The 25,817-nt window shown below is 60.9% G+C and carries 17 protein-coding genes, 1 tRNA gene, 2 rRNA genes and 1 pseudogene (1 of these 21 only partly in view); 7 read left to right on the top strand and 14 right to left on the bottom strand.

Going from position 1 to position 25,817, the window contains the following annotated elements:
* Positions 1–6 precede the first annotated feature (6 nt).
* The 3 genes from CHH27_RS20445 to CHH27_RS20435 form a co-directional block, all read right to left on the bottom strand.
* A complete protein-coding gene (locus CHH27_RS20445; RefSeq protein ID WP_157739009.1) occupies positions 7–2,199 on the bottom strand; it encodes a DUF1800 family protein in 2,193 nt (730 codons plus the stop codon).
* A gap of 139 nt (positions 2,200–2,338) precedes the next feature.
* A complete protein-coding gene (locus CHH27_RS20440; RefSeq protein ID WP_094073224.1) occupies positions 2,339–3,094 on the bottom strand; it encodes a Stf0 family sulfotransferase in 756 nt (251 codons plus the stop codon).
* A 71-nt stretch (positions 3,095–3,165) separates the two neighbouring features.
* Positions 3,166–4,083, bottom strand: coding sequence for a LysR family transcriptional regulator (locus CHH27_RS20435; RefSeq protein WP_094073223.1), 918 nt, complete (start codon positions 4,081–4,083; stop codon positions 3,166–3,168).
* Positions 4,084–4,204: 121 nt separating this feature from the next.
* Here CHH27_RS20435 and CHH27_RS20430 point away from each other — a divergent pair, with 121 nt between their 5' ends.
* Positions 4,205–5,467, top strand: coding sequence for a urate hydroxylase PuuD (locus tag CHH27_RS20430; RefSeq protein ID WP_094073222.1), 1,263 nt, complete (start codon positions 4,205–4,207; stop codon positions 5,465–5,467).
* A gap of 498 nt (positions 5,468–5,965) precedes the next feature.
* On the opposite strand, the gene CHH27_RS20420 is transcribed toward CHH27_RS20430, so the two are convergent.
* Positions 5,966–6,865, bottom strand: a complete 900-nt coding sequence (locus tag CHH27_RS20420) for a LysR family transcriptional regulator (RefSeq protein ID WP_094073220.1) — start codon at positions 6,863–6,865, stop codon at positions 5,966–5,968.
* A gap of 201 nt (positions 6,866–7,066) precedes the next feature.
* Between CHH27_RS20420 and xdhA the strand changes: the two genes are divergently transcribed.
* The 6 genes from xdhA (at position 7,067) to maiA (ending at position 15,980) form a co-directional block, all read left to right on the top strand.
* Complete coding sequence (gene xdhA / locus CHH27_RS20415) at positions 7,067–8,530, top strand: xanthine dehydrogenase small subunit (protein WP_094073219.1); 1,464 nt, start codon at positions 7,067–7,069, stop codon at positions 8,528–8,530.
* A gap of 14 nt (positions 8,531–8,544) precedes the next feature.
* Positions 8,545–10,887 carry a xanthine dehydrogenase molybdopterin binding subunit gene (gene xdhB, locus CHH27_RS20410; protein ID WP_094073218.1) on the top strand — a complete coding sequence of 781 codons (2,343 nt, stop codon included), beginning with the start codon at positions 8,545–8,547 and terminating at the stop codon, positions 10,885–10,887.
* A gap of 3 nt (positions 10,888–10,890) precedes the next feature.
* Positions 10,891–11,745, top strand: a complete 855-nt coding sequence (xdhC, locus tag CHH27_RS20405) for a xanthine dehydrogenase accessory protein XdhC (RefSeq protein WP_094073217.1) — start codon at positions 10,891–10,893, stop codon at positions 11,743–11,745.
* Between the two features lie 66 nt (positions 11,746–11,811).
* Positions 11,812–13,395 carry a xanthine/uracil/vitamin C permease gene (locus tag CHH27_RS20400; protein WP_094073216.1) on the top strand — a complete coding sequence of 528 codons (1,584 nt, stop codon included), beginning with the start codon at positions 11,812–11,814 and terminating at the stop codon, positions 13,393–13,395.
* Between the two features lie 67 nt (positions 13,396–13,462).
* Positions 13,463–14,836, top strand: a complete 1,374-nt coding sequence (gene guaD / locus CHH27_RS20395; protein WP_094073215.1) for a guanine deaminase — start codon at positions 13,463–13,465, stop codon at positions 14,834–14,836.
* Between the two features lie 499 nt (positions 14,837–15,335).
* Entirely contained in the window at positions 15,336–15,980 is a 645-nt protein-coding gene (gene maiA / locus CHH27_RS20390; RefSeq protein ID WP_094073214.1) for a maleylacetoacetate isomerase, read from the top strand.
* 15 nt (positions 15,981–15,995) lie between these two features.
* On the opposite strand, the pseudogene hypF reads toward maiA, so the two are convergent.
* The 10 genes and pseudogenes from hypF to CHH27_RS20340 form a co-directional block, all read right to left on the bottom strand.
* Positions 15,996–18,313: pseudogene (gene hypF / locus CHH27_RS20385) on the bottom strand (carbamoyltransferase HypF).
* An 8-nt stretch (positions 18,314–18,321) separates the two neighbouring features.
* On the bottom strand, positions 18,322–20,016 hold the full coding sequence (locus CHH27_RS20380) for a hydrogenase maturation protein (RefSeq protein WP_094073213.1): 1,695 nt from the start codon (positions 20,014–20,016) through the stop codon (positions 18,322–18,324).
* Between the two features lie 2 nt (positions 20,017–20,018).
* Positions 20,019–21,056, bottom strand: a complete 1,038-nt coding sequence (hypE, locus tag CHH27_RS20375; protein WP_094073212.1) for a hydrogenase expression/formation protein HypE — start codon at positions 21,054–21,056, stop codon at positions 20,019–20,021.
* Positions 21,053–22,207 carry a hydrogenase formation protein HypD gene (gene hypD / locus CHH27_RS20370; protein ID WP_094073211.1) on the bottom strand — a complete coding sequence of 385 codons (1,155 nt, stop codon included), beginning with the start codon at positions 22,205–22,207 and terminating at the stop codon, positions 21,053–21,055. Before hypD ends, hypE begins: the two co-directional genes overlap by 4 nt.
* A complete protein-coding gene (locus CHH27_RS20365) occupies positions 22,204–22,458 on the bottom strand; it encodes a HypC/HybG/HupF family hydrogenase formation chaperone (RefSeq protein ID WP_094073210.1) in 255 nt (84 codons plus the stop codon). Before CHH27_RS20365 ends, hypD begins: the two co-directional genes overlap by 4 nt.
* Before the next feature lie 9 nt (positions 22,459–22,467).
* The gene (hypB, locus tag CHH27_RS20360; protein ID WP_094073209.1) at positions 22,468–23,325 is read right to left on the bottom strand and encodes a hydrogenase nickel incorporation protein HypB; all 858 of its coding nucleotides are present in this window, start codon (positions 23,323–23,325) and stop codon (positions 22,468–22,470) included.
* Positions 23,325–23,666, bottom strand: a complete 342-nt coding sequence (hypA, locus tag CHH27_RS20355) for a hydrogenase maturation nickel metallochaperone HypA (RefSeq protein ID WP_094073208.1) — start codon at positions 23,664–23,666, stop codon at positions 23,325–23,327. The genes hypB and hypA overlap by 1 nt, the downstream gene beginning before the upstream one ends.
* Before the next feature lie 597 nt (positions 23,667–24,263).
* A tRNA-Met gene (locus CHH27_RS20350) sits at positions 24,264–24,340 on the bottom strand.
* 208 nt (positions 24,341–24,548) lie between these two features.
* Positions 24,549–24,663, bottom strand: a 5S ribosomal RNA gene (gene rrf, locus CHH27_RS20345).
* Positions 24,664–24,923: 260 nt separating this feature from the next.
* A 23S ribosomal RNA gene (locus tag CHH27_RS20340) occupies positions 24,924–25,817 on the bottom strand (it continues 1,826 nt past the right edge of the window).

Genomic DNA, 25,817 nt, shown 5'->3' with positions numbered 1-25,817 from the left:
CTTTCTTCAATTCACTTGGTATTGCGGAGAGAGCACAATCCGGCGGATCAACGCCTCCGGGTCGGACGCAATCATTTCGCGCCGCTTGCCGTCAACCGGAAGCGGAAGGGCCAGCAGGGCTTGTTCAGCTGCCACATCCGCCGTTTCAGCCGGCGCCAGCGCGTTCATCCAGGCAGAGGCGGACACAAAGGCCGTCTTTGGCTGAAGCGCACCAAGAGCTTCGAATGTGCCGGCCTCCCTGGCCTCAAGAACGTCCTCCAGATCTGCACCGTCCCGGTAACCGTTCTCCAGCCCGGACAGGCCAAGGACACCTGCAGCGCCTTCCTCTATCCGGAAACCCGCGGACCGGATGCCGTTAAAGACAGGGACACTTCTGTCTGCAAGGTCGCGGGCGATGGCCTGTATCCGTTCGAGTGGAGCGGGCTGAAAACCTTCTTCCTCCGCCATTTCCCGGGCATAGGTATCGGACCAGACAATCGAGGGCCGCGTCTGTTCAACAATTTCCGGCAGATACCGGATCAGCGTTGCAGCAAACTGCAAATCCGCCGGATCGAAGTCACCGAAGCTCTCCCGCAAGTCGGGCTCCGGCGCGTAGCCGATCCAATCCCTTTCGTCCTGATCGCGCGGGAGGCTGGGAAAACACAAGGGTGTGCAATCTCCCGTGAAGATGTCGAGATAGGGCAGCTCCTCACCGACGACCTGTTCAAGATTGAGCGTAAGGGAACGCCAGCGCCGGCCACCGTAGCGAACGTCATACAGTGTCAGCAGGGCACGGGAACCGCGCTCTTCACCATCCTCATAGGTCTCCGCCTCGGTCGCAAAAACAGCTCCAATCTGCAAGGTCCGGGTGGCGGGCGCCTTGCTTGCAACACTTGGCATGTGCCCGTCATCACCAGGCTGATCCGGTGCGGGAGGCTTCGTGCGTTTGGTCGATCCCGAGGCCTGCCAGCTGAGCAGGCTGGACAATTCTGCCGTCCGCGCCACGGCGGACGCATCCGTAATCCAGGCGGTTCCCCCCGGCCAGCCAGCCACGTTCGGCGGTTCAAACAGCAGCTGGCCGAGGTCTTCCAGCGCCCAGAGCGCTTCTTCGGGCTGCGCCACCGTCAGTCCAAGCGAGCGGACCGTGCCGACATAAAGTTCCACCGGACTTTTTATCAGGCGGCCACGGTTGGCCGGGTCCCAAAACGCATCCGACAGCAAAAGGGCGCGGTAGAGCGGTTTCAGGGCGAAATCCCGGGAGCGCCACACAGCTGCCAACCGCTTGATTTCCTCCGGATCAGGCTGATCCGAAACAAATTCAAGCCAGAGTTTTTCAACGATATAGGGTCCGAATTCAGGGTGATCGAACACCAGTGCCAAAAGGTCTTCGGCCTTGAACGGACCGGTTTTGCCAAACACCGTCTTGGAGCCTGCGTCATGCTCTTCCGGGAAAAGTGCAAAGCCCGGTTCGCCCAAGGCTGTGATCCCATGTCCCGTCAAGGCACGCGCAGCCTCCTTGACGTCGGCTTCGGTATAGCCGCGTCCTTCGCCAAGCGTGAACAGCTCGAAGAATTCTCGTGCCAGATTCTCGTTGGGCTTGTCCCTGGTGTTCTCCGTATTGGTGAGAAATGCCAGCAACATCGGGTCTTTCAACATGCCTGCCGCAAGATCCCAGAAATTGCCCGCAGCGTGCCGTCTCAGATGAGCGTTTTGCCGGGCAAGCCAGTGCGAGTTCTCGACATCGGAGAATTTGACCGCGAAATGATCGTGCCAGAAGAGCGTCAGGCGCTCCGTCTGGGGAGACGCGGTCGTGACCATTTCACGCAACCACCAGAGGCGGAGTTCGTCCGCCTCAAGGTCGCGCGACACATAGAAGAATTCCTCAATGGTCGGGCCAAGTGTCCAGATCTGGTCGGCCGGATAGATCCAGTCCCGTGTCCAGGACGGCATGGGCGTTTCTGCCATCTCGCCCAGTCCTGCGAGAATTCGGTCGACGGCCTGTTCACGCGTCAACAGGCGGAACGTCTCGATCTCGGCCGGCGACGCCCCGAATCCGGTCCGGCTGACAAGATGACGCGCACCCGAAACACCGATCCCGCTGTCCGTGTCGGCACTGCGGGCTCCGAGCGTGGCAGCCCCCGCCAGCCCAGCGCTCAGCAGCAGGGCGGCGATTGGGGCCAGTTTTCCGGCACCGAAGAGGCTGCGGCGGCGAGTTTTCATGTCCGGTCCTTTCGACATGGGTTTGTCCCAATGCCGCAACCATAGAAAATCACCGCTGATGGTTCCCTGACCCGCCTTGTCAGCCAATTGTCAGGTTGGATCGTTTGAGGCCACCGGTTTTTTGGTCCGCCTTATTGTCCTAGCAGAGTTCGTTCCGAAACCGAGCGGTCCACTCCGCACTCACGGCGTCCGCCAGTTTGGCGACACCCGGCATCACCCCCTCGGCCTTCTGCGCATCAAGGCCGAGCCTCGTCAGAATCCTCGCCAACTCCCTTAGCGGATCTGTCGAAAGATCCTCATAGGTGATCCGAAGCGGTTGAATGCGCTGGTGTTCGAACCAGGTCAGCCAGTCCCGGTCAAACCCGGTAAAGCGATCAAATTCGGCCTTGATTGCCTCAAAATCATATTCCGGCTCTTTTGGCTCGGAGAGACGTTCCAGCTCGGTGCCATCCGGCGCCTTGTGCCAGAGACCGGATTGCTCCGCCTTCACATAGGACACCGCCTGTTCCACCTTGTCCTGCCGGGTCAGATGGATGAACAGGGTTTCGCCGAAGTCCTTGTTCAGACGCTCAAGGTCGGTCGCCAAACCTGCATGAAGAACGGCCAGCTTCTTCATGAAGAAATCAAAGCTGTGCCGCTGCAGCCGCAGACCATAGACGTCCGTCCCGCCGCGCCCCTTGTCAATCGCTGCGGCAAAAACGCGTTGCAGAGTGGCCAGGCCCGCTTCCCCGGCAACAACCGGCAGCCCGAAATATGCCAGCCAGGCCTCCAGAGACGGTTCGTGGAAATGGGATCCCGGATGTCCGGCGACACCGGTCGCCGACAGCAGCTTGCAAAGCAGCGTGCTGCCGCTGCGGGGAGATGTGCAGAGGATGTAGGAACGGTATGCGGGCATGGTCGGCAAAACGGCTTACGCAAATAGGAATGAGAAGGACTACAAGCGTTCGCTTGCAGGAGTTTGACGCTTTACCGCCCCGGCATCTCCGACAAGGCCCTTTGAATCTGGGCAACCATGAAATCCAGAAACAGGCGCACCTTCGGGTCCTGACGGCGGCGGTGGGTGTAAAGACACGCCATCTGGACAGGGATCGGCGGTTCGTTTTCAAGAACCGACACCAACCGGCCGTTGGCGAGATGGTCGGCGACTTCGAACACCGGCTTCAAGACAATCCCGTGGCCCTCCAGCGCCCAGCCGGTCAGTACATCGCCGTGGTCGGATTCAAACGGCCCCGATACCGCGACGCGCTTGACACCGGCTTCGGTCTGCAGCGGCCACTGGAATTCCGGCGCGCCGGGATAGCGCATGTTGAGACAGTCATGGCGGCCGGAGGCCAGATCCTCGCTGGTTTGCGGCATGCCCTTGCGCGTCAGGTAGTCCGGCGAGGCACACAGGATCCGGCTGCAATCGGCGATCTTGCGGATCTTCAGGTTGGAGTCTTCCGGCGTCCCCAGAAAGAAGGCGGCATCCAGGCCTTCCCCGGTCAGATCCACCTTGCGGTCAGAAAGGCGCAGGCGGATATCGATCAGCGGATTGGCTTTCTTGAAGGTCGGAATTGCCGGCGCGATCAGGCGCTGGCCCATGCCGATCGGCGCGGCCACGAACAGCGTGCCGCGCGGCGAGCGGGTCACATTGCTGATCTCCGCCTCGGCTTCTTCCACGGCCTCGATGATTTTTGTTGCACCGCGATAGAACAAATTGCCATGTTCGGTCGGGCTGAGCGCACGCGTGGTGCGCTGGAACAGGCGCACATTCAGGTGTTCTTCCAGCTGCGACACACGGGATGAGGCCACAGCCGATGAGATCCGCAAGTCACGGGCGGCGGCCGACATGTTGCCGAGTTCATAGACGCGCAGAAAGGTGCGAATGTTTTCTAAGTAAGCCATGCGAGGGCCACTCTAGCCGGTTTATTGTTCTGTTTTTTTTGAAACTGCTCGGAATTATCCCGAGATACCAGATAATCCGGTCCTGCGCTAGGTTGGGCGAAACGTTTTTGGAGGAGTTGCAATGCTGGACATTGCCATCATTTGGGACTGGATCGCCTTTGCCGTGCGCTGGCTGCACGTGATCACGGCGATGGCCTGGATCGGGTCGTCCTTTTATTTTGTCGCGCTGGACCTTGGCCTGAAGAAGGCCCCCGACCTGCCCAAGGGCGCCCATGGCGAGGAATGGCAGGTGCATGGCGGCGGCTTCTATCACATCCGCAAGTTCCTGGTGGCACCGGAAAACATGCCGGAGCACCTGGTCTGGTTCAAATGGGAGAGCTACACGACCTGGCTCTCCGGCGCGGCGCTGCTGATGATCGTCTACTGGGTGGGCGGCGAACTCTACCTGATCGATCCGGCCAAGGCCGATCTCTCCCTGTGGCAGGGCATCCTGATTTCCGGCGGTTCGCTTGCCATCGGCTGGCTCATCTATGACCGGCTGTGCAAGTCCAAGCTCGGCGAAAGCCCGACCGTTCTGATGGTGCTGCTCTTCGTTCTGCTGGTGGCCATGGGCTACGGCTACAACGAGATCTTCACCGGCCGGGCGACGATGCTGCATCTGGGCGCCTTCACCGCCACGATCATGACCGCGAATGTGTTTTTCATCATCATTCCGAACCAGAAGATCGTCGTTGCTGACTTGAAGGCCGGGCGCACGCCGGACGCCAAATATGGCAAGATCGCCAAGCTGCGCTCCACACACAACAACTACCTGACCCTGCCGGTCGTCTTCCTGATGCTGAGCAACCACTATCCGCTCGCCTTTGCGTCCGAATACAACTGGCTGATTGCAGCGCTGGTGTTCCTGATGGGTGTCACCATCCGGCACTATTTCAACACCAAGCACACCGGCGCACCGGCCCCGACCTGGACCTGGCTGGCCACGGCGATCCTGTTCGTCGCGATCATCCAGCTTTCCATGGCGCCGCTGCAGCAAAGCAGCTGGGAAGCTTCCGAGGCACGGGAGCTGACGCCGACCGAACAGGTCTTTGCCAAGGCCGACGGGTTCGAGGACGTGATGGCAATTGTCCCGGGCCGCTGCGGCATGTGCCATGCCCGCGAACCCTTCTACGAGGGCATTCGCTGGGCACCGAAGAACGTTCTTCTGGAAACAGAAGCCGACGTGGTGCGGGCTGCCAAGGAGATCTATCTCCAGTCCGGCGTCACCAACGCCATGCCGCCGGCCAATGTCTCCTACATGGAGGAGGAGGAGCGGCAGAAGATCATCCAGTGGTACAAGAATGCGCAGGCACAGCTGCCGTTCGGAGTGGCCGTCTCGCAGTGAACACGGCAGCAATGTGATTGGAAACGCTCCTCCTTGCGGGGAGCGTTTCTTATTTTTGGCAACCTCTCGCTTGTCATCCCGGTTTGGCGCAAAGCGACAAGACCGGGATCCAGTACGCCGCAACCTATGAGATTTTCACGCTGGCGACAGTGGTTACTGGGTCCCGGGTCTTCGCTGCGCTGCGCCCGGGATGACAAGCGAGAGGTAGTGCTCGAAACCTTGGTTCGGCAAACTGGGGCGCGACCCGGATCTCTCTCCGTTCGCCCGGGGCGACATAGAGTTTTTGGCTGTCAGCATTAGTCCGTTACCCGGGACTGTGTCCCGCTTCGCCTCATTCGCCCAGAAAAACCAGCACCTATCAACGTCATCCCATGGCTCGACCATGGGATCCACACCGTTTCGCAGCAATTTGGATACGTCTCTCTTTGGGCAAGGTCACGGCATGGATTGCAGGGGCGAGCCCTGCAATGACGACTACGGCTGGTTCTGCAACTTCGCCTACCCACCCACATCCGCGTTCTCGATCACGAAATCGACGAAATGACGGATCTTCGGGTCCTGCAGACGGCGGTGGGGATAGAGGCAGCCGAAGATGGTTGGCGGGGGCGGCGTGTCGGCCAGGATCTCGACGAGGCGGCCGCTCTCCAGATGGGCGGCCACATCGAAGCGCGGCTTGTTGACGATGCCGTGGCCCGCAAGCGCCCAGTCGGTCAGGACATCGCCGTGGTCGGCATCCATGTTGCCGGAGACCTGCAGCTTGCGCGGTCCATCAGGTGTGTCCAGAACCCAGAAATATTCCGGCGAGCGCGGATAGCGCAGCAAAAGACAATTGTGGTCGTCGGACAGAAGGTCGTCCGGTGTTTTCGGCGTGCCGTGCCGTTTCAGATAGTCCGGTGCCGCGCAAAGTACCCTCGGGCAATCGGAAATCTTGCGCAGTTTCAGGTTGGAATCCTGCGGCGTGCCGATGAAGAAGGCGACGTCCAGCCCGTCGGAGAGAATATCCACCTTGCGGTCCGAAAGCCGCATGTGGACTTCCGTTGCCGGAAACTTCTCGACAAAGCGCGGCACCAAAGGCGCAATGATGCGGCGCCCCGCGCCAAGCGGGGCCGTGACCCTGATAACCCCGCGCGGGGTATCCGAAAAGCTGGCAACGGCCGCCTCCGCATCCTCGATCGATTCCAGTGCCTTGACCGCATAGTCATAGAACACCTTGCCGACCTCGGTCGGCGTCAGCGAGCGCGTGGTGCGGTTGAAGAGACGCACGCCCAGATGCTTTTCCAGCTCCTTGATACGTTTGCTGGCGACCGCCGGCGTCAGGCGCAGGTCACGTCCGCCTGAGGTGATGCTGCCCAACTCGACAACGCGCGTGAACACGCGCAAGGATTCCAGATAGGACATGAACCGGCTCCCTCTTTTGAATTCCTGTGCCTTTGCAGCAGCTTGCCTGGACCTCCGACTTTCGTCGCATTCCCCGTTGGACAGTATCACACAGCGATTTTCAATGATCTGTTGAAAGTATTTCCGGAATCACCGGATTTTTCGCAAGGGTCTCGCAGCGTAGCGTTCCGGGCTGAGAGAGAAAACTTTCCCGAGGACGCAATGACCTACCGCCCGGACATCCGGTTTCTGCTGAATGGTGCCGACATTTCCGTCAGCAACGTTGAAGCTGACAAGACGCTGCTCGACTATCTGCGCCTGGAGCGCCGCCTGACCGGCTCCAAGGAAGGCTGCGCCGAAGGGGATTGCGGCGCCTGCACCGTGATGGTCGGCCGTCTGGCCAATGGCGTTCTCAAATACGAAACCGTCAATGCCTGCATCCGGTTTCTGGCATCGCTCGACGGTTGCCACGTTGTCACCATCGAACATCTCAGAGGTGAAAACGGCAGCCTGCATCCGATCCAGCAGGCGATGGTCGATTATCACGGCAGCCAATGCGGTTTCTGCACACCGGGCTTCGTCATGTCGCTCTATGCGCTGTGGATGGAAAATCCGGAGCCGAGCGAAACCGAAGTCGAGACCGCGATCCAGGGCAATCTCTGCCGCTGCACCGGCTACCAGCCGATTGTTGCAGCTGCCATGGCGGCCAACCGGTATGGCTCACCGGCACGCGACTTCCTGGAACTGGAACGTACCGACATTGCCGAGCGCCTGACTGCGCTTCAGGACGGCAAGCGGGTGGTTACAGGCCCGGCTGACAATCAGGCGATCCTGCCGGCGAGCGTGGCAGACTTTGCAACCGTTCTGGAAGAACAGCCAAACGCGACGATCGTCGCCGGATCGACCGATGTCGGTCTCTGGGTCACCAAATTCATGCGCCCCATCGGCCCGGCCGTCTTCATCAGCCACCTGGAAGAGCTGAAATCGGTCACCCTCACCGACACCGCCCTCGAAATCGGCGCCGGTGTCACCTATTCGGAAGCCCAAGACGCCCTGTGCGAGGCCTTCCCGCACCTGAGAGCCTATTGGGACCGGATCGCCGGTCAGCAGGTGCGCAACATGGGCACCATCGGCGGCAACATTGCCAACGGCTCACCCATCGGCGATACGCCCCCCATCCTGATCGCGCTTGGCGCGCAGATCGTCCTGCGCAAGGGCACAGCCCAGCGCAGCCTGCCGCTTGAAGACTTCTTCATCGAGTATGGCAAACAGGATCGGGCTCCGGGTGAATTCGTGGAAAGCATTTTGATCCCGCTGTCGCGCAAGGGCCGGATGCATGCCGCCTACAAGATCTCCAAGCGCCGCGACGAAGACATTTCCTCCGTGGCCGCAGGGTTTTCGGTCTCGGTGTCCGATGGCCGCATCACCGACTGCCGGCTGGCCTTCGGCGGCATGGCCGGAACGCCGAAACGCGCCGAAAAGGCAGAAGCTGCTCTGCGTGGCCAACCCTGGAGCCAGGCATCCTTCCAGGCTGCCGCCCAGGCCCTCGGCGCCGACTTCACGCCGCTCAGCGACTGGCGCGCCTCGGCCGATTACCGGCTGACCGTCGCCCGTAACCTGCTGCAGCGGTTTTTCCTGACCCATGACGACCAGACCGCCGAGCCGGTCGATCTTCTGTCCGCGTAACTGGAGCACACACGATGAAACACGACGTCATCCAGCACGCGAAGAAGACCATCAGCGGCGGCGTCCACACCGACAGGCGCCATGACAGCGCCGAAAAACACGTCACCGGCCGGGCCGATTATTGCGACGACATTGCCGAACCGCAGGGCACGCTGCACGCCTATCTCGGCGTGTCCAGCGTCGCACATGGCCTGATCACCTCGATGGACCTTGCCGACGTTCTGGCCGCGCCCGGCGTTGTTGGCGTCCTGACGGCCGACGACATACCAGGCCACAACGACATCAGCCCGACCGGCAAACAGGACGAGCCGGTCTTTCCGACCGAAAAAACCGAATTTCATGGCCAGCCGCTGTTTGCCGTTGTCGCCGAAAGCCGCGATGCCGCACGGCGTGCCGCCGAATTGGCAAAGATCGGCTATGACGTGCTTCCGCACGCGCTGGATCCGGTTGCCGCACAGGAGGCGGGATACCCGCTGATCACCGATCCACTCAAACTGGAACGCGGCGACATCGCGCCCGCATTCGAGACGGCAGACAACCGGATCAAGGGCCGGATCGCCATTGGCGGTCAGGATCACATGTATCTGGAAGGCCAGATCGCCTTCGCCATACCGGGCGAGGACGATGATGTTGCCGTTCATTGCTCCACCCAGCATCCAAGCGAAGCTCAGCACATGGTGGCCCATGTTCTGGGCGTGCCGTCGAATGCGGTGACCGTCAATGTGCGCCGCATGGGCGGAGGCTTCGGCGGCAAGGAAAGCCAGATGAACCTCTTCTGCGCCGTGGCCGCCCTGGCCGCGAAGAAGTGGAACCGCCCGGTGAAGATCCGCCCGGACCGCGACCAGGACATGACCGCCACCGGTAAACGCCACGATTTCGTGGTCGACTATGACGTCGCCTTTGACGGCGAAGGCCGTATCCAGGCCGTCGACAGCGTTTTTGCGGCGCGTTGCGGCTATTCCTCGGACCTCTCCGGCCCGGTCACAGACCGTGCGCTGTTTCACGCCGACAATGCCTATTTCTACCCGAATGTCCGCCTTAGAAGCCGGCCGATGAAGACCAACACGGTCTCCAACACCGCCTTTCGCGGCTTCGGCGGACCGCAGGGCGTGGTTGCGGCGGAGCGCATGATCGAGGAGATCGCCTATGCGCTCGGCAAGGATCCTCTGGAGATCCGCAAGGCCAATTTTTATGGCGACCGCACTGACGGCCGCTGCCTCACCCCCTATCACCAGGAGGTCGAGGACAACATCTTGCCGCGCCTGATCGGTGAGCTCGAAAGCTCCTCCGACTACATGGCCCGCCGCGAGGCGATCCTTCAGTTCAATGCCCGTTCCTCAATTCTCAAGCGGGGCATTGCGCTGACACCGGTCAAGTTCGGCATTTCTTTTACAGCCACCTGGTACAATCAGGCCGGCGCACTGATCCACATCTACAATGACGGCTCGATCCACCTGAACCACGGTGGCACCGAAATGGGCCAGGGGCTCAACACCAAGGTGGCGCAGGTTGTCGCCGACGCGTTTCAGGTCGATTTCGAGCGCATCAAGATCACGAAGACCACAACGGAAAAAGTGCCGAACACATCGGCCACCGCGGCCTCTTCCGGGACGGATCTCAATGGCATGGCCGCGCTCAATGCTGCCGAGCAGCTGAAAGAGCGTCTGACCGCTTTTGCCGCGGAGACCTATGGCGTTGCTCCGGACTACGTCCGGTTTGCAAACAACATGGTTCAGGCCGGCCAGGAGCTGATCCCGTTCAACGACCTGGTGCGCCAGGCCTATATGGCGCGGGTGCACCTGTCGGCCGCCGGCTTCTACAAGACGCCGAAGATCCATTGGGACCGCGCCGCCGGCAAGGGTCGGCCCTTCTATTATTATTCCTATGGCGCTGCCTGCTCGGAAGTCGTCGTCGATACGCTCACCGGGGAATACCGGATCGAACGCACGGACATCCTGCATGACGTCGGCAAGTCACTGAACCCGATCCTCGACAAGGGTCAGGTGGAAGGCGCCTTCATCCAGGGCATGGGCTGGCTGACCACCGAGGAACTCTGGTGGGACAGTGCCGGACGGCTCCGGACCCATGCCCCGTCCACCTACAAGATCCCGCTTGCCTCCGATCGGCCGCGGCAGTTCAACGTCAACCTCGCGGACTGGTCGGAAAACAAGGAACGCACGATCAAGCGGTCCAAGGCCGTCGGCGAACCACCCTTCATGCTCGGCATTTCGGTCTTCGAGGCCCTCTCCATGGCTGTCGCCAGCGTGGCCGACTACAGCGAATGCCCGCGTCTCGACGCGCCGGCGACGCCGGAACGGGTTCTGATGGCGATCGAACGCCTGCGGGCCGGAGACTGAGCCATGTCCTTTAGCGTCCACCAGGCCGAAACCTTCTTCGGCGCTTCAAAGCCGCTGATCCGGATCGAGCTGACCCGCGTTTGGGGCTCGTCCCCCCGGGAAGCCGGCACCGAGATGTTTGTCGGTCTTGAGACGCTTTTCGGAACGATTGGCGGCGGTCAGCTGGAGCATATCGCCATTACCCAGGCGCGCACCATGCTGGTGGAAGGCACGCTCGCCAGCCAGCTCGATCTGCCGCTTGGACCGGAAATCGGACAATGCTGCGGTGGGCGCGTGGAACTGCAGCTGACACGGATGCGCCGTGCCGATCGGCAGGATGCGCTTTACCGCCTCCGGTGCGAGGAAAAGACCCTGCCGCATGTCTATGTGCTGGGAGCAGGCCATGTCGGCCGGGCTATTGCCAATGTGCTTCAGCACGCCCCGGTCAATTGCATCCTGGTCGACATGCGCAAGGAAGAACTGGCCCAGTGTTCGGCAGAAGTCGACATGCGCCTGCGCGCCATTCCTGAAGTCGAAATCTACAATGCCCCCGAAGGCAGCGCCTTCGTGGTGCTGACCCATGATCACGGTCTCGATTTCCTGCTGACCTCAGCGGCGCTCGAGCTCGGTCATGCGGCCTATGTCGGCATGATCGGTTCGGCCACCAAACGCGCCAAGCTGCGCTCCTGGTGCGACAGCCATTGCAATGGCCTGTCGATCGACCAGCTCACCTGTCCGATCGGCGCAACAGGCAGCCCCGACAAACGCCCCGAAATCATTGCCGCCTTTGTGGCGTCCGAAGTGCTTACCGCCCTGACGGCGGGGGTCCGGGCGGTCGGCGGCAGGGAGGAGACTGCGCCGCTTCAAGCCGCGCAGTAAACACCGGCCGGTCCCGCCTGCGGGAGAGGGTGCGACCTGGCCTTTTTACCTGAAAGGAGACCCGACATGCGGGTTGGGAGGTACGACTACAAACTGTTCTCGAGAGGGGATTTCAGCGCTTTCTGGGCTCTGTTCACCGACAATCTCGTGAACCTCATGGTGCTCTCGGGCATCTGTCAATTCGTGTTCCAGATGCCGGCGGAGATCGTCTATGGCCGGATCGTTCCAGGCGCCGCCATTGCCATCCTGGCCGGTGTCGCGATCTATGTTCTCCTGGCAAAGCGGGCTGCCGCGCAACATGGCCGGGACGTCACCGCGCTGCCCTATGGCATATCCACGCCGGTGATGTTCGTCTATCTCTTCGGCGTGATCGGTCCGATCTACTGGGCAACCAACGATCCGGTGCTCGCCTGGCAGGTCGGCATCGGCGCCGGTTTCATGGGCGGCATCGTTGCCGGGCTTGGCGCCATTGTCGGCCCCTGGCTGAAGAAGGTGACCCCGCGTGCCGGCATGCTCGGCACGCTTTGCGGCATTGCCCTGGTTTTCATCGGCACCGTGCCTCTGGCCACCGTCTTTGAAAACCCGTTCATCGGCTTTGCCTCGATGATCATCATCCTGTGGGGTCTGGTCGGCCGGTTCCGGCTGCCGTTCAATATCCCGGCCGGTCTTCTGGCGCTTGCCGTCGGCACCGTGGTGGCGCTTGCCATCGGCCAGTCCAAGATCAGCTTCGACGGGGTCGGTTTCTATCCGCCGGTGCCCTATTTCGGCGACCTGATCGCGGGCATCCAGCACCTTTTCGCCAATCCGGAACTGTTCCTGGTTCTGGTGCCGGTACAGATCTACAACTTCATCGAAACGATGAACAACGTGGAGAGCGCGGAAGCCGCCGGCGACCATTATCCGGTTGCGACCTGCCAGATCACGGACGGGGCAGGCACCATGATCGGTGCACTGTTCGGCTCGCCCTTCCCGACCACCGCCTATATCGGACACCCGGCCTACAAGCGCATGGGCGCCCATTCCGGCTACGTGATCGGCGTCGGTCTGGTCATTCCGCTGGCCGCGTTTCTGGGGCTTCTGGCCTTCCTCAACAACCTGATCCCCGTGGCGGCGGCCGCGCCGGTGCTGGTTTTCGTGGCGCTCAGCCTGATCACCAACACGGCGCATGCGGTCAAGACGGATCACATGGCAGCTGTCACCATCGCCATGATGCCGCATGTCTCCAGCTTCCTGATCATCAAGTGGGGCTCGCTGATCGGTGCGCTTGGGGCAACCGGGGCCGCCGGCATGCTTGCCCTCGGCGACCCGAAGCTGACGGCGGCCATGCTGCAGCAGGGCGCGCATTACGAGGGCCACCTTGCGCTCAGCCAGGGCGCCATCCTGACCGGTCTGATCTGGGGGGCGATCGTTGCCAGCGTCATCGACGGCAAGTTCCGGATCGCAGGCGGGTTTGCAGCCGCCGCCTTCCTGATGGCCTCCGTAGGCATCATCCATTCGGCAACGCTGCACTGGCCGGACTTCTCGACCGTCAGCCTCGGCTACCTGATCGCGGCCGCGTTCCTCTTCATCTATCCGGTGTTCCACCGGGAAGAGGCGATCGTGCCGGAAGCCGAACACATTGAAAACGCGCACCCGACACCGGGCGAATAACCGACACTTGAAACACATTCGGGGCGGGCCTTCCGCCCCGAAACTCTGACCAACTGGAGTTTTTCCGATGCAATCCGACCGCCTGCTCCTGCGCGGACGCCTGTTGACCTTCAAGGCCGAGCCGCAAACGGCGGATGATACGGCCGCCTTTGACTATATCGAAGACGGTGCGCTCCTGATCGAGAACGGATTGATCCTGCGCCGTGGCACTTACACCGACGTGGTGACTGATGCCGGATCTGCGGACATCATCGACCATCGGCCGCATCTGCTGACAGCCGGTTTCATCGACACCCATGTCCATTTCCCGCAAGTGCAGATCGTGGCCTCCTGGGGGGCGCAGCTGCTCGACTGGCTCAACACCTACACGTTTCCCGAAGAAACCCGGTTTGCCGAGGAAGACCACGCGGCCGCGATGGCCTGCCGCTTCTTCGATCTCCTGACCAATCACGGCACGACGACGGCCGTCGCCTATTGCTCGGTTCACAAGGAATCGGCCGAGGCCTATTTCGAGGAAGCCGAACAGCGCAACATGCGCATGATCGGCGGCAAGGTGCTGATGGACCGCAATGCACCGGATGGTCTGCGCGACACGCCGCAATCCGGTTATGACGACACCAGGGCCCTGATTGAAAAATGGCATGGCCGCGGCCGCGCGCACTATGCGATCACACCGCGTTTCGCGATCACTTCAACGCCTGCTCAGATGGAAATGGCCGGTGCGCTGGTCACTGAGCATCCCGATTGTTTCGTCCAGACCCATCTGTCTGAAAACAGGAACGAAATCGCCTACACGCTGGAACTCTATCCGGAGGCCCGCGACTATCTCGATGTCTACCAGGGCTACGGCCTCTTGTCGGACAAGATGCTGCTCGGCCATTCGATCCACCTGGAACAGCGCGAGATCGATGCCCTCGCCGAAACCGGCGCCCGGCCGGTCTTCTGCCCGACCTCCAATCTCTTCCTGGGCAGCGGCCTGTTCGATGATGCCGGTCTGAAATCCAGAGGCATCGTCAACGCGATTGCCACCGACATTGGCGCGGGCACCAGCTATTCCATGCTGCAAACCCTGAACGAGGGCTACAAGATCCTGCAGCTGCAGGACCAGAAGCTGCACCCGTTCCGCGCCTTCCACTGGATCACCCGCGGCAACGCGGTCGCACTGGGTCTTCAAGACAGGATCGGCACGCTCGACGAAGGCACGGAAGCCGATATCGTGGTGCTGAACGCGCGCGCCACCGAAGCCATGGCCTTGCGCATGGAACGGGCGGAAACGCTGGCGGAAGAACTGTTCGTCCTGCAGATGCTTGGCGACGACCGCTCGATTGACGAGGTCTACGTGGCCGGCAAGGCACAGAAGGGCAAGGCACCTGTGATGGCAGGGCGGCCAGCAAGTCGCAGGGTTTCTGCAGGCCGCGAAAGAGAGCTGGTTCTGTCCTGAACCCTTCCCTTTGCGACCCCTCATTTGTCACCCAGGGCGAAGCGCAGCGCAGACCCGGGGCCCAGTAACCACCACCGTCTGCGATGATGACAAAGCGCTGCGGCGTACTGGGTCCCGGTCTTGCCGCTTCGCGCCAAACCGGGATGACAAAGGTGAGGTGATTTGCTGGGCGCACCTGTCGCCACCTGGTTTCTCCAACCTTCCGGCATTCAACAGAGTCATCCCGGGCGAGCAATGCGAGACCCGGGCCCCACTCGTTTGCAGAGTGCCGGTCGCACTCAGCTGCGGTTCGGCAAATTCCTCACCGCTTCAGCAAACAGTCCTGCGCCTAGGCCCCGGATCTGCGCTGCGCTTGTCCGGGGTGGCACTGTGGGAATGAGCGGCTTCATTCGCCTCTTTTCTTGTGGGCGTGCCGTTTCGCTCCCAAAACATCACAGCCCCTTGCCAATTCGGGGCCGAATAGGTGTATCTATGCGCATTGCGTGTCCGGGAGGGTTTGATGGCAAAAGACATTGTTTTTTATGATTACTGGCGGTCTTCCGCGAGCTATAGGGTGCGCATCGCGCTCAACCTGCTTGGCCTTGAAGCCGATTACCGTCCGGTCAACCTGCTGACGCGCGCGCATCTGGAAGACGACTATCTGAAGCTCAATCCGCAAGGGCTGCTGCCAGCCGTGATCATCGACGGCAAGACACTGACCCAGTCGCTGGCCATCATCGAATATCTGGACGCCATCGTCCCGGAATCAGATCTGCTGCCGGATGACATTGACGGCCAGTACCGGGTTCGACAACTGTCCTATGCCATCGCCATGGAAATCCACCCGGTCTGCAACCTCAGCGTGGTCAAGCATGTCAGCGACCTGACAGGCGGCGGTGACGAGACCAAGGTGGCCTGGATGCGGCATTTCATCGGCAAAGGGCTCGCTGCCTTTGAAGATCTTCTGGATGAAAACGGGCCCTTCTGCCATGGAAACAGCCCGACCATGGCCGACTGCTGCCTGATCCCGCAGCTCTACAATGCCGAGCGCTGGGGTGTGGACCTTTCAGATTTCACGAAAATCCGCCGCGTGGCCGAGGCCTGTCAGGCGCTCGAAGCCTTCAGGGACGCGCATCCGGATGCCGTTGGCGCGCCTCCGGCCTGACGCCCGGTCCTGGCTCTAAGGCATCATGGATGCGGCGGCGACGGCTGCCTGTCCGAGGCAAAGGCCGCCGTCATTGACAGGCAGTTGCCGCGGCTGCAGGACCTTCATCCCTGCCGCCCCCAGCTGCATGGCCAGCCCCTCAGCCAGGATCGCGTTCTGCATGACACCGCCGGACAGGATGATCCGATTCAGGCCTCTGCGTCTGGCAATATCCAGGCTTGTTTCAGTCAGTGTTTCGATGAGAGCCAGATGAAACCGCGCCGCGATCCGTTCCGGCTCGACACCCCGGCTCGAATCGGCAAGCAGGGCGCTCCAGAGCGGGGCCCAGGAGAAGACAAGGGCGTCCTCCTCAAGGACATGAACCGGATAACCGCTTTCGGATTTGAGACAGGGTCGGGCAAGCGCCTCGAGCCTTGCACCGGTTTCCCCCTCATAGCTCTGTTTTCCCGAACAGATACCAAGCGCAGCCGCAACCGCGTCAAACAACCGGCCTGCAGATGAAGACAAAGGCGCATTCACCCCCTTGCGGATCATCTGGTCCATAACGCCAAGGTTTTTGTCTTCAAAGCCCGGGATCGACCTTGCTAGCCGCTTAGCTTCTTCGGGGCCAAAGGCAGCATGCAGATGCGCAAACAGGTTGCGCCAGGGTTCGCGGATCGCCGCTGTTCCCCCGGCAGGGCTACCGGAAGGAAATAGCCAACCCGTTCGAATTCAAGGTAACCGCCGACAAGCAGTTCACCGCCCCAGATCGTGCCATCGCTTCCAAGGCCCGATCCGTCGAGCACGATTGCAAGGCAGTCTTCATCGTCCCGTTCAACGCCGTGTTCTGCAAGGCATGCGGCCAGATGGGCATGGTGATGCTGCACCTCGACGAGATCCGCGTCCAACGCGCTGGCCAATTGCCGCCCCAGCTGTGTCGACAGGTAGTCCGGATGGCTATCGACAGCGATCACTTCAGGTTCAAAACCATGGCTCTGCCGGTAAAGGTCCAGGTTTTTCTTCAGGTCTTCCAGGGCCAGCCTGTTTTCAAGGTCGCCCATGTGCTGTGAGACAACGGCCTCTCCTGCGCGCAGCAGACAGAAGGTCGATTTCAACGCGCCTCCCATCGCCAGGACACGTGGGGCCGTCTCTAGGAAGGCCGGAAGGCGCAGCGGCATAGGCGCATATCCCCTGGCCCGGCGAAGGACCGCCGCACCCGCGCGAGACAACCGCACAACACTGTCGTCGAGCCGGTTCACAATAGCCCGGTCATGCATCAGAAAGCCGTCGGCAATCGGCTTGAGTTTCCGTCGCGCCTCCTCGTTGTCGATCACCTGCGGCTCTTCGGAAAGATTGCCGGACGTCAGCACGACCGGTCCGTCCAGCCTGGCCACCAGGAGATGATGCAGAGGTGAATAGGGCAGCATCACGCCCAGTCGGTCCATGCCGGGTGCCAGGAGCTCCGGCAGGCCGGCCGCCGAAATCTTCTCCAGAAGCACAATGGGGGCCGCGCGATCTGCCAGAAGGACGGCTTCCTCATCGCTGACACGACAGAACTCCCGGATCTGAGCGATGTCCCGCGCCATCAGGGCAAGCGGTTTGGACGGCCTGGCCTTGCGTGCGCGCAACGTTTCGATGGCCGCCGCATTGCCCGCGTCAACGGCCAGATGAAAGCCACCAATGCCCTTGATTGCCAGGATCGCGCCATCCGTCAGTTGCTGCGCGGCCCACTCGATCGGATCGGTGGTTTCGAAACGCCTGCCCTGCTGCTCGGCCCAGACCGCCGGGCCGCACTCGGGGCAGGCATTCGGCTGGGCATGGAACCTGCGATCGGCGGGATTGTCGTATTCGCCCTGACAGGCCTCGCACATGGCAAAGGCGGCCATTGACGTTGTAGCACGATCATAGGGAATGGCGTTGACAATCGAGAGCCGCGGTCCGCAATGGGTACAGTTGGTGAATGCGTAGCCAAAGCGCCGGTCGGTCGGGTCAAGGATCTCCCGCAGGCAGTCCGGGCAGGTCGCCGCATCCGGTACGATGCCGGTTGTTATCGCGCCGGGTACACTGGCAATGATGTGAAACCCCGCAGGCAGTTCCTCTAAAGGCCGGGCAATCATCCGCTGGGTAAGTGTATCGATGCGGGCCAGCGGTGGCTGTTCACCGCGCAGACGGTCCACAAACCGGTCGATCGCTGTGGCAGTCCCCCGGACCTCGATCAGCACGCCTTCCGCGTCGTTGAGAACATGACCGTCAAGCCGTTCTTCCTGCGCCAGGCGCCAGACAAAGGGCCGGAATCCGACCCCCTGGACCTGTCCCCTGACCCGAACCTGCAATGCGCCTTGCTCCAAAGGCATTGGCGCGATCATGAGACGACGCCCGTCCGTTGCCGAACAGCACTACGGCCGGAACGGTGAGTTGCAAGTGTCAGCGGCGTGCGCGATTTCGCAACCTTGCGGACAAAATTGTACCGCGCAACATGATAACTCGGATCAAAGCCGAAGAAATTCCGGCGCATGCGGGCAAGCTCGGCCTCGCGGTAATCCGCAAGCGGTTTTAGACGCTCGTCCCGCTCACGCTGCACCGCCTTTGCGATCAGTCGTGCGGTCAGGTCCTGGTCTGCCAGTCCGGATGCCGCCTCCCGGACCTCATCGGCAAATGACGCCTGGTCGGCCTCAAAGACCCGGTTGGCCAGACCCAGTTCGAGTGCTTCTGCCGCTCCCATCGGCCAGCGGGCCCTGGCAATCCGGTCTGCATTTTCCGGACCGGCATGTTTCGGCAGGAGATAGGTCCAGTATTCGGAGCCATAGAGATTGCCCATGTCCTTGTAATGCGGATTGAGCACGGTGGCGGACCGGATCCAGACCTCATCCGCGGCTCTGGCGAGAAAGACCCCGCCTGCACCGGCGTTGCCGCCCATGGCGGAAATGACCCATTTGCCGGTGGTTCGGATGATCGCCTCGGCAAGGTCGTCGATCGCCTGAATGTTGTTCCAGCTTTCTTCCGCCGGACTGTCCGCTGCCTCGATCAGGTTGAGATTGAGGCCGTTCGACCAGTGATCAACTCCACCGGTCAGCACAAGGATCTGCGCGGAACTTTGCGCGGCCGCCTCAAACGCGGCAAGCATCCGGCGGCATGCGTCCGTGCCCATCGCGCCGTTATAGAAATCGAAATGCAGGTATCCGACGCCGGCAATCTCTTCAAAGGCAATCTCCCGATAGGCGCCGGGAACGTCCTGAAGCTCGTCAGTTTCTGCCGCGAAAACCGCAGTCGCCGGCAGCTTGATCGCCTTGTCGGCTTTCCGCCTTACGTGACCGATCCAGACCGCGCCATCCACGGTCCTGACCGCCAGCGCCGTGCCGGACCGGCCAATGACGGTGCCCGGTTCTGCCTCCGGTCTGAACGAAGTTTTGCAGGGACGGGCGTCATAGAGGTAGGTGTCTGTTCCGAAAAGCTCGCTCAGGAGCCCCGGCATGCCGTCTGCGGAGCGGATCTTTTGCAGGATGGTCTCACTTCGGTCCCGGGCCCAGTCGAGGGCCCGGTCTGCCTGCCGCGGCGCGGACCGCCAAAGGGACGCTTCCCTTTCGACCGGCCCCGGGCTTTCTCCCGCGACATATTTGTCCAGCGCCTCGAACACCGCAGAGACCGCCGCCTCGGTCACTTCATGCCGGTACAGGCTGGACTTGCTTGCCTGCCGGAGTTCAAAAGACCGGCTCGCCCAGACCGGCCCGGCGTCCAGCTCTGCAACCGCCTGCAGAACGGTGACACCCCATGTCTTTTTGCCTTCCAGTATGGCCCAATCGAGCGCTGCCGGTCCCCGGTCTCCGGGAGGCCCCGGGTGAACGACAAGGCAGGGAAGGGCCTCGAACACGGATGCCGGAATGGCACGTTTCAGAAAGGGCGCAATCAGGACGTCAGGCTGGAAAAGATCGACTGCTTCCCCTGTCACCGCATCGTTGATGTCGAATTCCACCGACACTTCGTGCCCCTTTGAACGGAGCTCGCAATGCAATCGCTGCGTCAGTGCGTTGAATGCGTGGCAGAGAAGCAGGATCCTCACGCTCAGCAGATCCTCGGCAACTGTTCACCGGACAGCCAGTCGACAACACGCAGACCGCCAATGTCCGTTTCCATCTCGACTAGGCCGGCAGCGTCTTCCGTCACCTCACCGATGATTGCGGCCTCCTTGCCGAGCGGGTGCGCCTTCATGACGGCAAGCAGACGTTCCGCATCATCCGCGCCGCACAGGCAGATCAGCTTGCCTTCATTGGCGACATAGAGCGGATCAAGCCCAAGCAACTCACAGGCCGCAGCGACATCCCGCTTCACGGGAATGGCGCTCTCGTGAAGATGCATGCCAACACCTGCAGCGTGGGTGATCTCGTTCAGCGTTGCCGCCAGACCGCAGCGCGTCGGGTCGCGAAGCACGGCGATCCCGGGCACTTCGGCGATCATGTCGGCCACGAGCGTGTGCAGTGCGGCGCTGTCGGAGAGAAGTTCCGTCTCGAATTCAAGGTTTTCCCGCCTGGACAGGATGGCGACGCCATGGTCGCCGATCGAACCGGAGAGAAGGATGGCCTGGCCCGGACGGGCATTTCCCGCAGACACATGAACCCCGTCAGGCACGACACCGAGGCCGGTCGTCGTGATGAAGACCCCGTCTCCCTTTCCCTTTTCGACCACCTTGGTGTCTCCGGTGACGACGGGAACACCCGCTTCCCGGGCCGCAAGTGCCATGGAGACAACAATGCGTTCCAGATCGGCCAGCGGAAATCCTTCTTCCAGGATGAAGCCTGCCGTCAGATAGAGCGGCCTCGCGCCGGCCATCGCCACATCATTCAAGGTGCCGTGAACCGACAGGGAACCGATGTCGCCGCCCGGGAAAAACAGCGGCGAGATGACATGGCCATCGGTAGACATGACAAGCCGGCCCGAAGGCGCGGCCAACAGGGCGGCATCATTGCCCTGATCCAGGATCGGATTGCCCAGATGCCGCTGAAACAGGTCCTGGATCAGGTCCGCCATGGCGCGGCCGCCGCCGCCATGGGCCATGTCGACGGCGCCTTTGCGCTTGCCGATTTCCGGTGTCACCGCATTCATGCCGCAGTCTCCTTCCGGCGCGTGCGGGCTGTCTGCCGGTGGCGGCCATAGGTCCAGTAAGCGGCGCAGGCCCCTTCGGAGGACACCATGCAGGATCCCATCGGCGTGTCCGGCGTGCAGACGGTGCCAAAGAGCTTGCAATCTGTCGGTTTCTTGACGCCGCGCAGGATGGCTGGGCACTCGCAGGACTTGACTTCGCGTGACTGCTTTTCGGTCACGGCAAAGCATTTTTCCGCGTCAAACGCAGCAAAACGCGCCCGGATCTTCAGGGCGCTATAGGGAACCGTTCCAAGCCCGCGCCACTCGAAACTCCGACGCAGTTCAAAGATCTCCGAGACAAGCGCCTGGGCTTTCAGGTTGCCGGCGCGGGTCACCACGCGCGTGTATTCATTTTCCACTTCATGCCGGCCCTCGTTGATCTGCCGGACCAGCATCAGGGTGGACTGCATCACATCCAGGGGTTCAAAGCCGGCAATGACAACCGGCTTGCCGAATTCCTCGGCAAAGAACTCGTATGGCTCGGATCCGATGACCGAACTGACATGTGAGGGGCCCAGAAATCCGTCGATCCGCACCGTGCCGAGGTCTCGCACTTCAGGCGATTCCAGAATATGGCCAATGGCAGACGGCGTCAGAACGTGGTTGCAGAAGACGGAAAAGTTCCGGAGGCCTTCCTTCTCGGCCTGCCGGATGGCAACCGCCGTCGGCGGTGTCGTCGTTTCAAAACCGATGGCAAAGAACACTACCTGACGATCGGGATTGGACCGCGCAATGTGGAGTGCATCCAGGGTCGAATAGACCATGCGGATATCCGCGCCGTCCGCCTTGGCCCTGATCAGGCTGCGCTGCCTGGTGCCCGGCACGCGCATCATGTCCCCATAGGTGCACAGGATCACGTCGTGGCGTTCGGCAATCTCCACAGCGTCATCCAGGCGCCTCACGGGCAACACGCAGACGGGACACCCGGGGCCATGAACGAAATGAACGTTTTCCGGCATCAAGTCCTTGACGCCATAGCGGAAAATGGCGTGGGTATGCCCGCCGCAAAACTCCATCAGGTTGTAGCTGCGAGCGGGATCGGCCTCCTGTCGGATCGCCTCTGCGATCGTTTTCGCAAGGTTCCGGTCGCGAAACTCGTCGACATATTTCATCGGGACGTCTCCGCGATTTCCTGAAGCTCTTCCTGCAACACGCCGGCCTCGGCCATGAGCGACAGGGTCCGGCTTGCCTCTTCCGGACTGACCTTGTGGAGCGCGTAGCCCACGTGAACGAGCACATAGTCGCCGACCGAGAGGTCCTCCACCAGGGCGGTCGAGATCTTCTTCTTGATCCCTTCCAGGGCAACAACGGCCATGGCGTCGTCAAGTAGCTCGGTGACTTTCGCCGGGATAGCCAGACACATGGACCGCTCCTATTCCGCTGCGCCGAGAACCGGATGCCCGGCCAGTCGCATGGCGCGAGCCGCCTCGATCCAGCCAAGCCACTGATCGAGGCCCTCGCCTGTTTTGGCCGAGACCGTCAGGATGGTGATGTTCGGATTGACCCGCAGGGCATTTTCCCTGGCCACTTCCACGTCGAAATCGAGATGCGGCAGTAGGTCGGACTTGTTCAGCAACATGAGATCGGCCGCAGCGAACATATCCGGGTATTTGAGCGGCTTGTCCTCGCCTTCCGTGACCGAGAGGATCGCGACCTTGTGGGCTTCGCCCAGGTCGAAAGCCGCCGGGCACACGAGGTTGCCGACGTTTTCAATGAAGATCAGACTTCCGTCTCGCGGCGCCAGATCGTCTACCGCATGTCCGATCATGTGACCATCGAGATGACAGCCCTTGCCGGTGTTGATCTGGATTGCACTGACACCCGTCTCGCGGATCCGGTCGGCGTCATTGCTGGTCTGCTGGTCGCCCTCAATGACATAGCAGTCACCGGTCGTCTTCAATCTCTTCAGCGTTTCCACCAGCAGGGCTGTCTTGCCGGAGCCCGGACTGGACACAAGATTGAGCGCGAAGATCGACCGCTCGGCAAAAAAACGGCGGTTGGCATCGGCATAGGAATTGTTCTTGGACAATATGTCCTGTTCCAGCTGGATCATCCGGGTTTGGCTCATGCCGGGAACAGAAGCGCCGGCGTCGCCGGTTCCGTAATGATGATGGTGGGCGCCGCCATGCACCGACGCATGGTGATGATGACCGGCTTCATGCGCCGGCACCGGCTTCTCGGACCCTTCCAGCCTGGCTTCGCCGGCGCCGCATCCGCAGACAGTACACATCAGGACACCTCCATTTCCTTGATCCGCAATTCACCGCCGCTGGTGATCTGCAGGTTGACCGCTCCGCAAGCGGGGCAGGGATCGTATCGTTCGATGATGGAAACCGTTTTGTTGCACGACGCACACCAGGCGGCGGCTTCCGGGCAGATGATGTCAAGCCTGGCCTTTTCCGCAACACTGCCGCGCATGACAACGTCAAACCCGAAACGAAGCGCTTCAACCTCAACGCCGGACAGGGGGCCTACCTCAAGACGTACCAGATCCACTTTGGAAAAGGCCTGCTGATCCGCCTGGGCGTTTATGATTTCAAGGATGTTTTCGCATAATGACATTTCATGCATGAAGCGGTCCCTGGACTAGCTCTTAAACCGTTTCAATCACGATAGGACAGAAGCTGAGAGGCACGCTTTGAGATTTATCATTGGGATGAAACACCAGGTGCACGGAGCCTGATGACTTTTGGTCCGCGCAAAGATTACCTGGCGTGTTTTCAGCGATTTTCCCCGTTTTACGTCTAGAAGTCCGATTTTCTGCACCGAGCGGGCCTTGTTGTCGCGCTGCGTCCGGTTTTGCGCTGCTTGCGAAGGTCTGTTAGATCAAACTCTGTATGCGTTCCCGACAAAAACACGGCACTTGGCCGGGTTATTTGTTGGTTTCGGGAGCAGGCCTTGCACTGTACGGGCTACGATTGCTCCGTTAGCTCTTGAGCCGGCCGACCGGTCTGCCCCTTGTATGGCCGCGCGGTTCGGTTTGTCCTTGAACATCAAAGAGCCCGCCGGCATGAACCGAGCGGGCTTTTTTGATTTGGTTTTGTGAGCAGGCTTTGATTGTTTTCTGCCCGGTTGCGTCGGGCTTTGCCCTCCTTGTGGGGCCCCGGTCATGTTAAAATCTGTATCCGTTACCAACAAAAAAGCCCGGCTTGTGGCCGGGTTATTTGTTGGTTGCGGGAGCAGGATTTGAACCTGCGACCTTCAGGTTATGAGCCTGACGAGCTACCGGGCTGCTCCATCCCGCGTTATTTTTTGGTTCCGGGTTACCGAAGTATCCAGGAGGGGCTTTTTTTGTGCCCGGACATTTTTGCTTTGTTTGTCCTCGGCTTTCGCCTTCGGGCAAACGGGTCTGCTCCATGGTGCCAGCACCCTGGTGCGTTGAGCTATGAGGTGCTGGGATCCGGATTGACCGGCAAGAGGTTTCATCGTTGAGCAACAAACTGCGATTTGCAGGCCTGGCGGCGACCTACTCTCCCACACCTTAAGATGCAGTACCATTGGCGCTGGGGAGTTTCACGGCCGAGTTCGGGATGGGATCGGGTGGGGGCTCCCCGCAGTGGCCACCAGGCCGGCGAAGCGCAGTTTGCTATTCCCTCACGGCCGCACCGCGCTTTTCAAGCGCTGGCCTGCGGGAGCGCGTCCTGACCGGACGACGGCCGCTTGGCCTTGCGAAGCTTTCGCTTCGAACTGTGTTTCCATGAGGGGTAAAACTGGTCTTGTTTTTGATCATTTCAGGCGCGCTCAAGTAGTCCAAAGGACGATAGCGCACTTAAGATGATCTTTTAGATGCGCGGAGCGCATCTAAAAGATGAACATTGATTAATGAGAGCGATCAAGCCGAACGAGCTATTAGTAAAGCTAAGCTTCATGTGTTGCCACACTTCCACACGCTTCCTATCGACGTGGTGGTCTTCCACGGCTCTTCAGGGAGAACTGGTTTTGAGGTGGGTTTCCCGCTTAGATGCTTTCAGCGGTTATCCCTTCCGTACATAGCTACCCTGCAATGCGGCTGGCGCCACAACAGGTCCACCAGAGGTACGTCCATCCCGGTCCTCTCGTACTAGGGACAGATCCTCTCAATTCTCCTACACCCACGGCAGATAGGGACCGAACTGTCTCGCGACGTTCTGAACCCAACTCACGTACCACTTTAATTGGCGAACAGCCAAACCCTTGGGACCTGCTCCAGCCCCAGGATGTGATGAGTCGACATCGAGGTGCCAAACAATGCCGTCGATATGGACTCTTGGGCATCATCAGCCTGTTATCCCCGGCGTACCTTTTATCCGTTGAGCGATGGCCCTTCCACGAGGGACCACCGGATCACTATGGCCGTCTTTCGACTCTGCTCGACTTGTCAGTCTCGCAGTCAGGCAGGCTTATGCCATTGCACTCAACGAGCGATTTCCGACCGCTCTGAGCCCACCTTCGCGCGCCTCCGTTACCATTTGGGAGGCGACCGCCCCAGTCAAACTACCCGCCACACACGGTCCCGGATATTGTTGTACCGCGGTTAGATATCCATGACGACAAGGGTGGTATTTCAAGGATGACTCCACAAGAGCTGGCGCCCTTGCTTCGACGTCTACCACCTATCCTACACATGTCGTGACGAATACCAGTGTGAAGCTGTAGTAAAGGTGCACGGGGTCTTTCCGTCTGACCGCAGGAACCCCGCATCTTCACGGGGAATTCAATTTCACTGAGTCTATGCTGGAGACA

This window comes from Labrenzia sp. VG12 (genome assembly GCF_002237595.1).
Lineage (GTDB): Bacteria > Pseudomonadota > Alphaproteobacteria > Rhizobiales > Stappiaceae > Roseibium.
This window is presented reverse-complemented; position numbering and strand designations above follow the sequence as displayed.

Bases quoted from the DNA above. Each gene is read 5' to 3' on its own strand.
- xdhC (WP_094073217.1), top strand. From the start codon at position 10,891: ATGTCCTTTAGCGTCCACCAGGCCGAAACCTTCTTCGGCGCTTCAAAG.
- hypB (WP_094073209.1), bottom strand. From the start codon at position 23,325: ATGTGTACTGTCTGCGGATGCGGCGCCGGCGAAGCCAGGCTGGAAGGG.
- CHH27_RS20435 (WP_094073223.1), bottom strand. From the start codon at position 4,083: ATGGCTTACTTAGAAAACATTCGCACCTTTCTGCGCGTCTATGAACTC.
- hypD (WP_094073211.1), bottom strand. From the start codon at position 22,207: ATGAAATATGTCGACGAGTTTCGCGACCGGAACCTTGCGAAAACGATC.
- hypA (WP_094073208.1), bottom strand. From the start codon at position 23,666: ATGCATGAAATGTCATTATGCGAAAACATCCTTGAAATCATAAACGCC.
- maiA (WP_094073214.1), top strand. From the start codon at position 15,336: ATGGCAAAAGACATTGTTTTTTATGATTACTGGCGGTCTTCCGCGAGC.
- CHH27_RS20440 (WP_094073224.1), bottom strand. From the start codon at position 3,094: ATGCCCGCATACCGTTCCTACATCCTCTGCACATCTCCCCGCAGCGGC.
- xdhA (WP_094073219.1), top strand. From the start codon at position 7,067: ATGACCTACCGCCCGGACATCCGGTTTCTGCTGAATGGTGCCGACATT.
- xdhB (WP_094073218.1), top strand. From the start codon at position 8,545: ATGAAACACGACGTCATCCAGCACGCGAAGAAGACCATCAGCGGCGGC.
- CHH27_RS20400 (WP_094073216.1), top strand. From the start codon at position 11,812: ATGCGGGTTGGGAGGTACGACTACAAACTGTTCTCGAGAGGGGATTTC.
- CHH27_RS20365 (WP_094073210.1), bottom strand. From the start codon at position 22,458: ATGTGTCTGGCTATCCCGGCGAAAGTCACCGAGCTACTTGACGACGCC.
- CHH27_RS20420 (WP_094073220.1), bottom strand. From the start codon at position 6,865: ATGTCCTATCTGGAATCCTTGCGCGTGTTCACGCGCGTTGTCGAGTTG.
- hypE (WP_094073212.1), bottom strand. From the start codon at position 21,056: ATGAATGCGGTGACACCGGAAATCGGCAAGCGCAAAGGCGCCGTCGAC.
- guaD (WP_094073215.1), top strand. From the start codon at position 13,463: ATGCAATCCGACCGCCTGCTCCTGCGCGGACGCCTGTTGACCTTCAAG.
- CHH27_RS20445 (WP_157739009.1), bottom strand. From the start codon at position 2,199: ATGAAAACTCGCCGCCGCAGCCTCTTCGGTGCCGGAAAACTGGCCCCA.
- CHH27_RS20430 (WP_094073222.1), top strand. From the start codon at position 4,205: ATGCTGGACATTGCCATCATTTGGGACTGGATCGCCTTTGCCGTGCGC.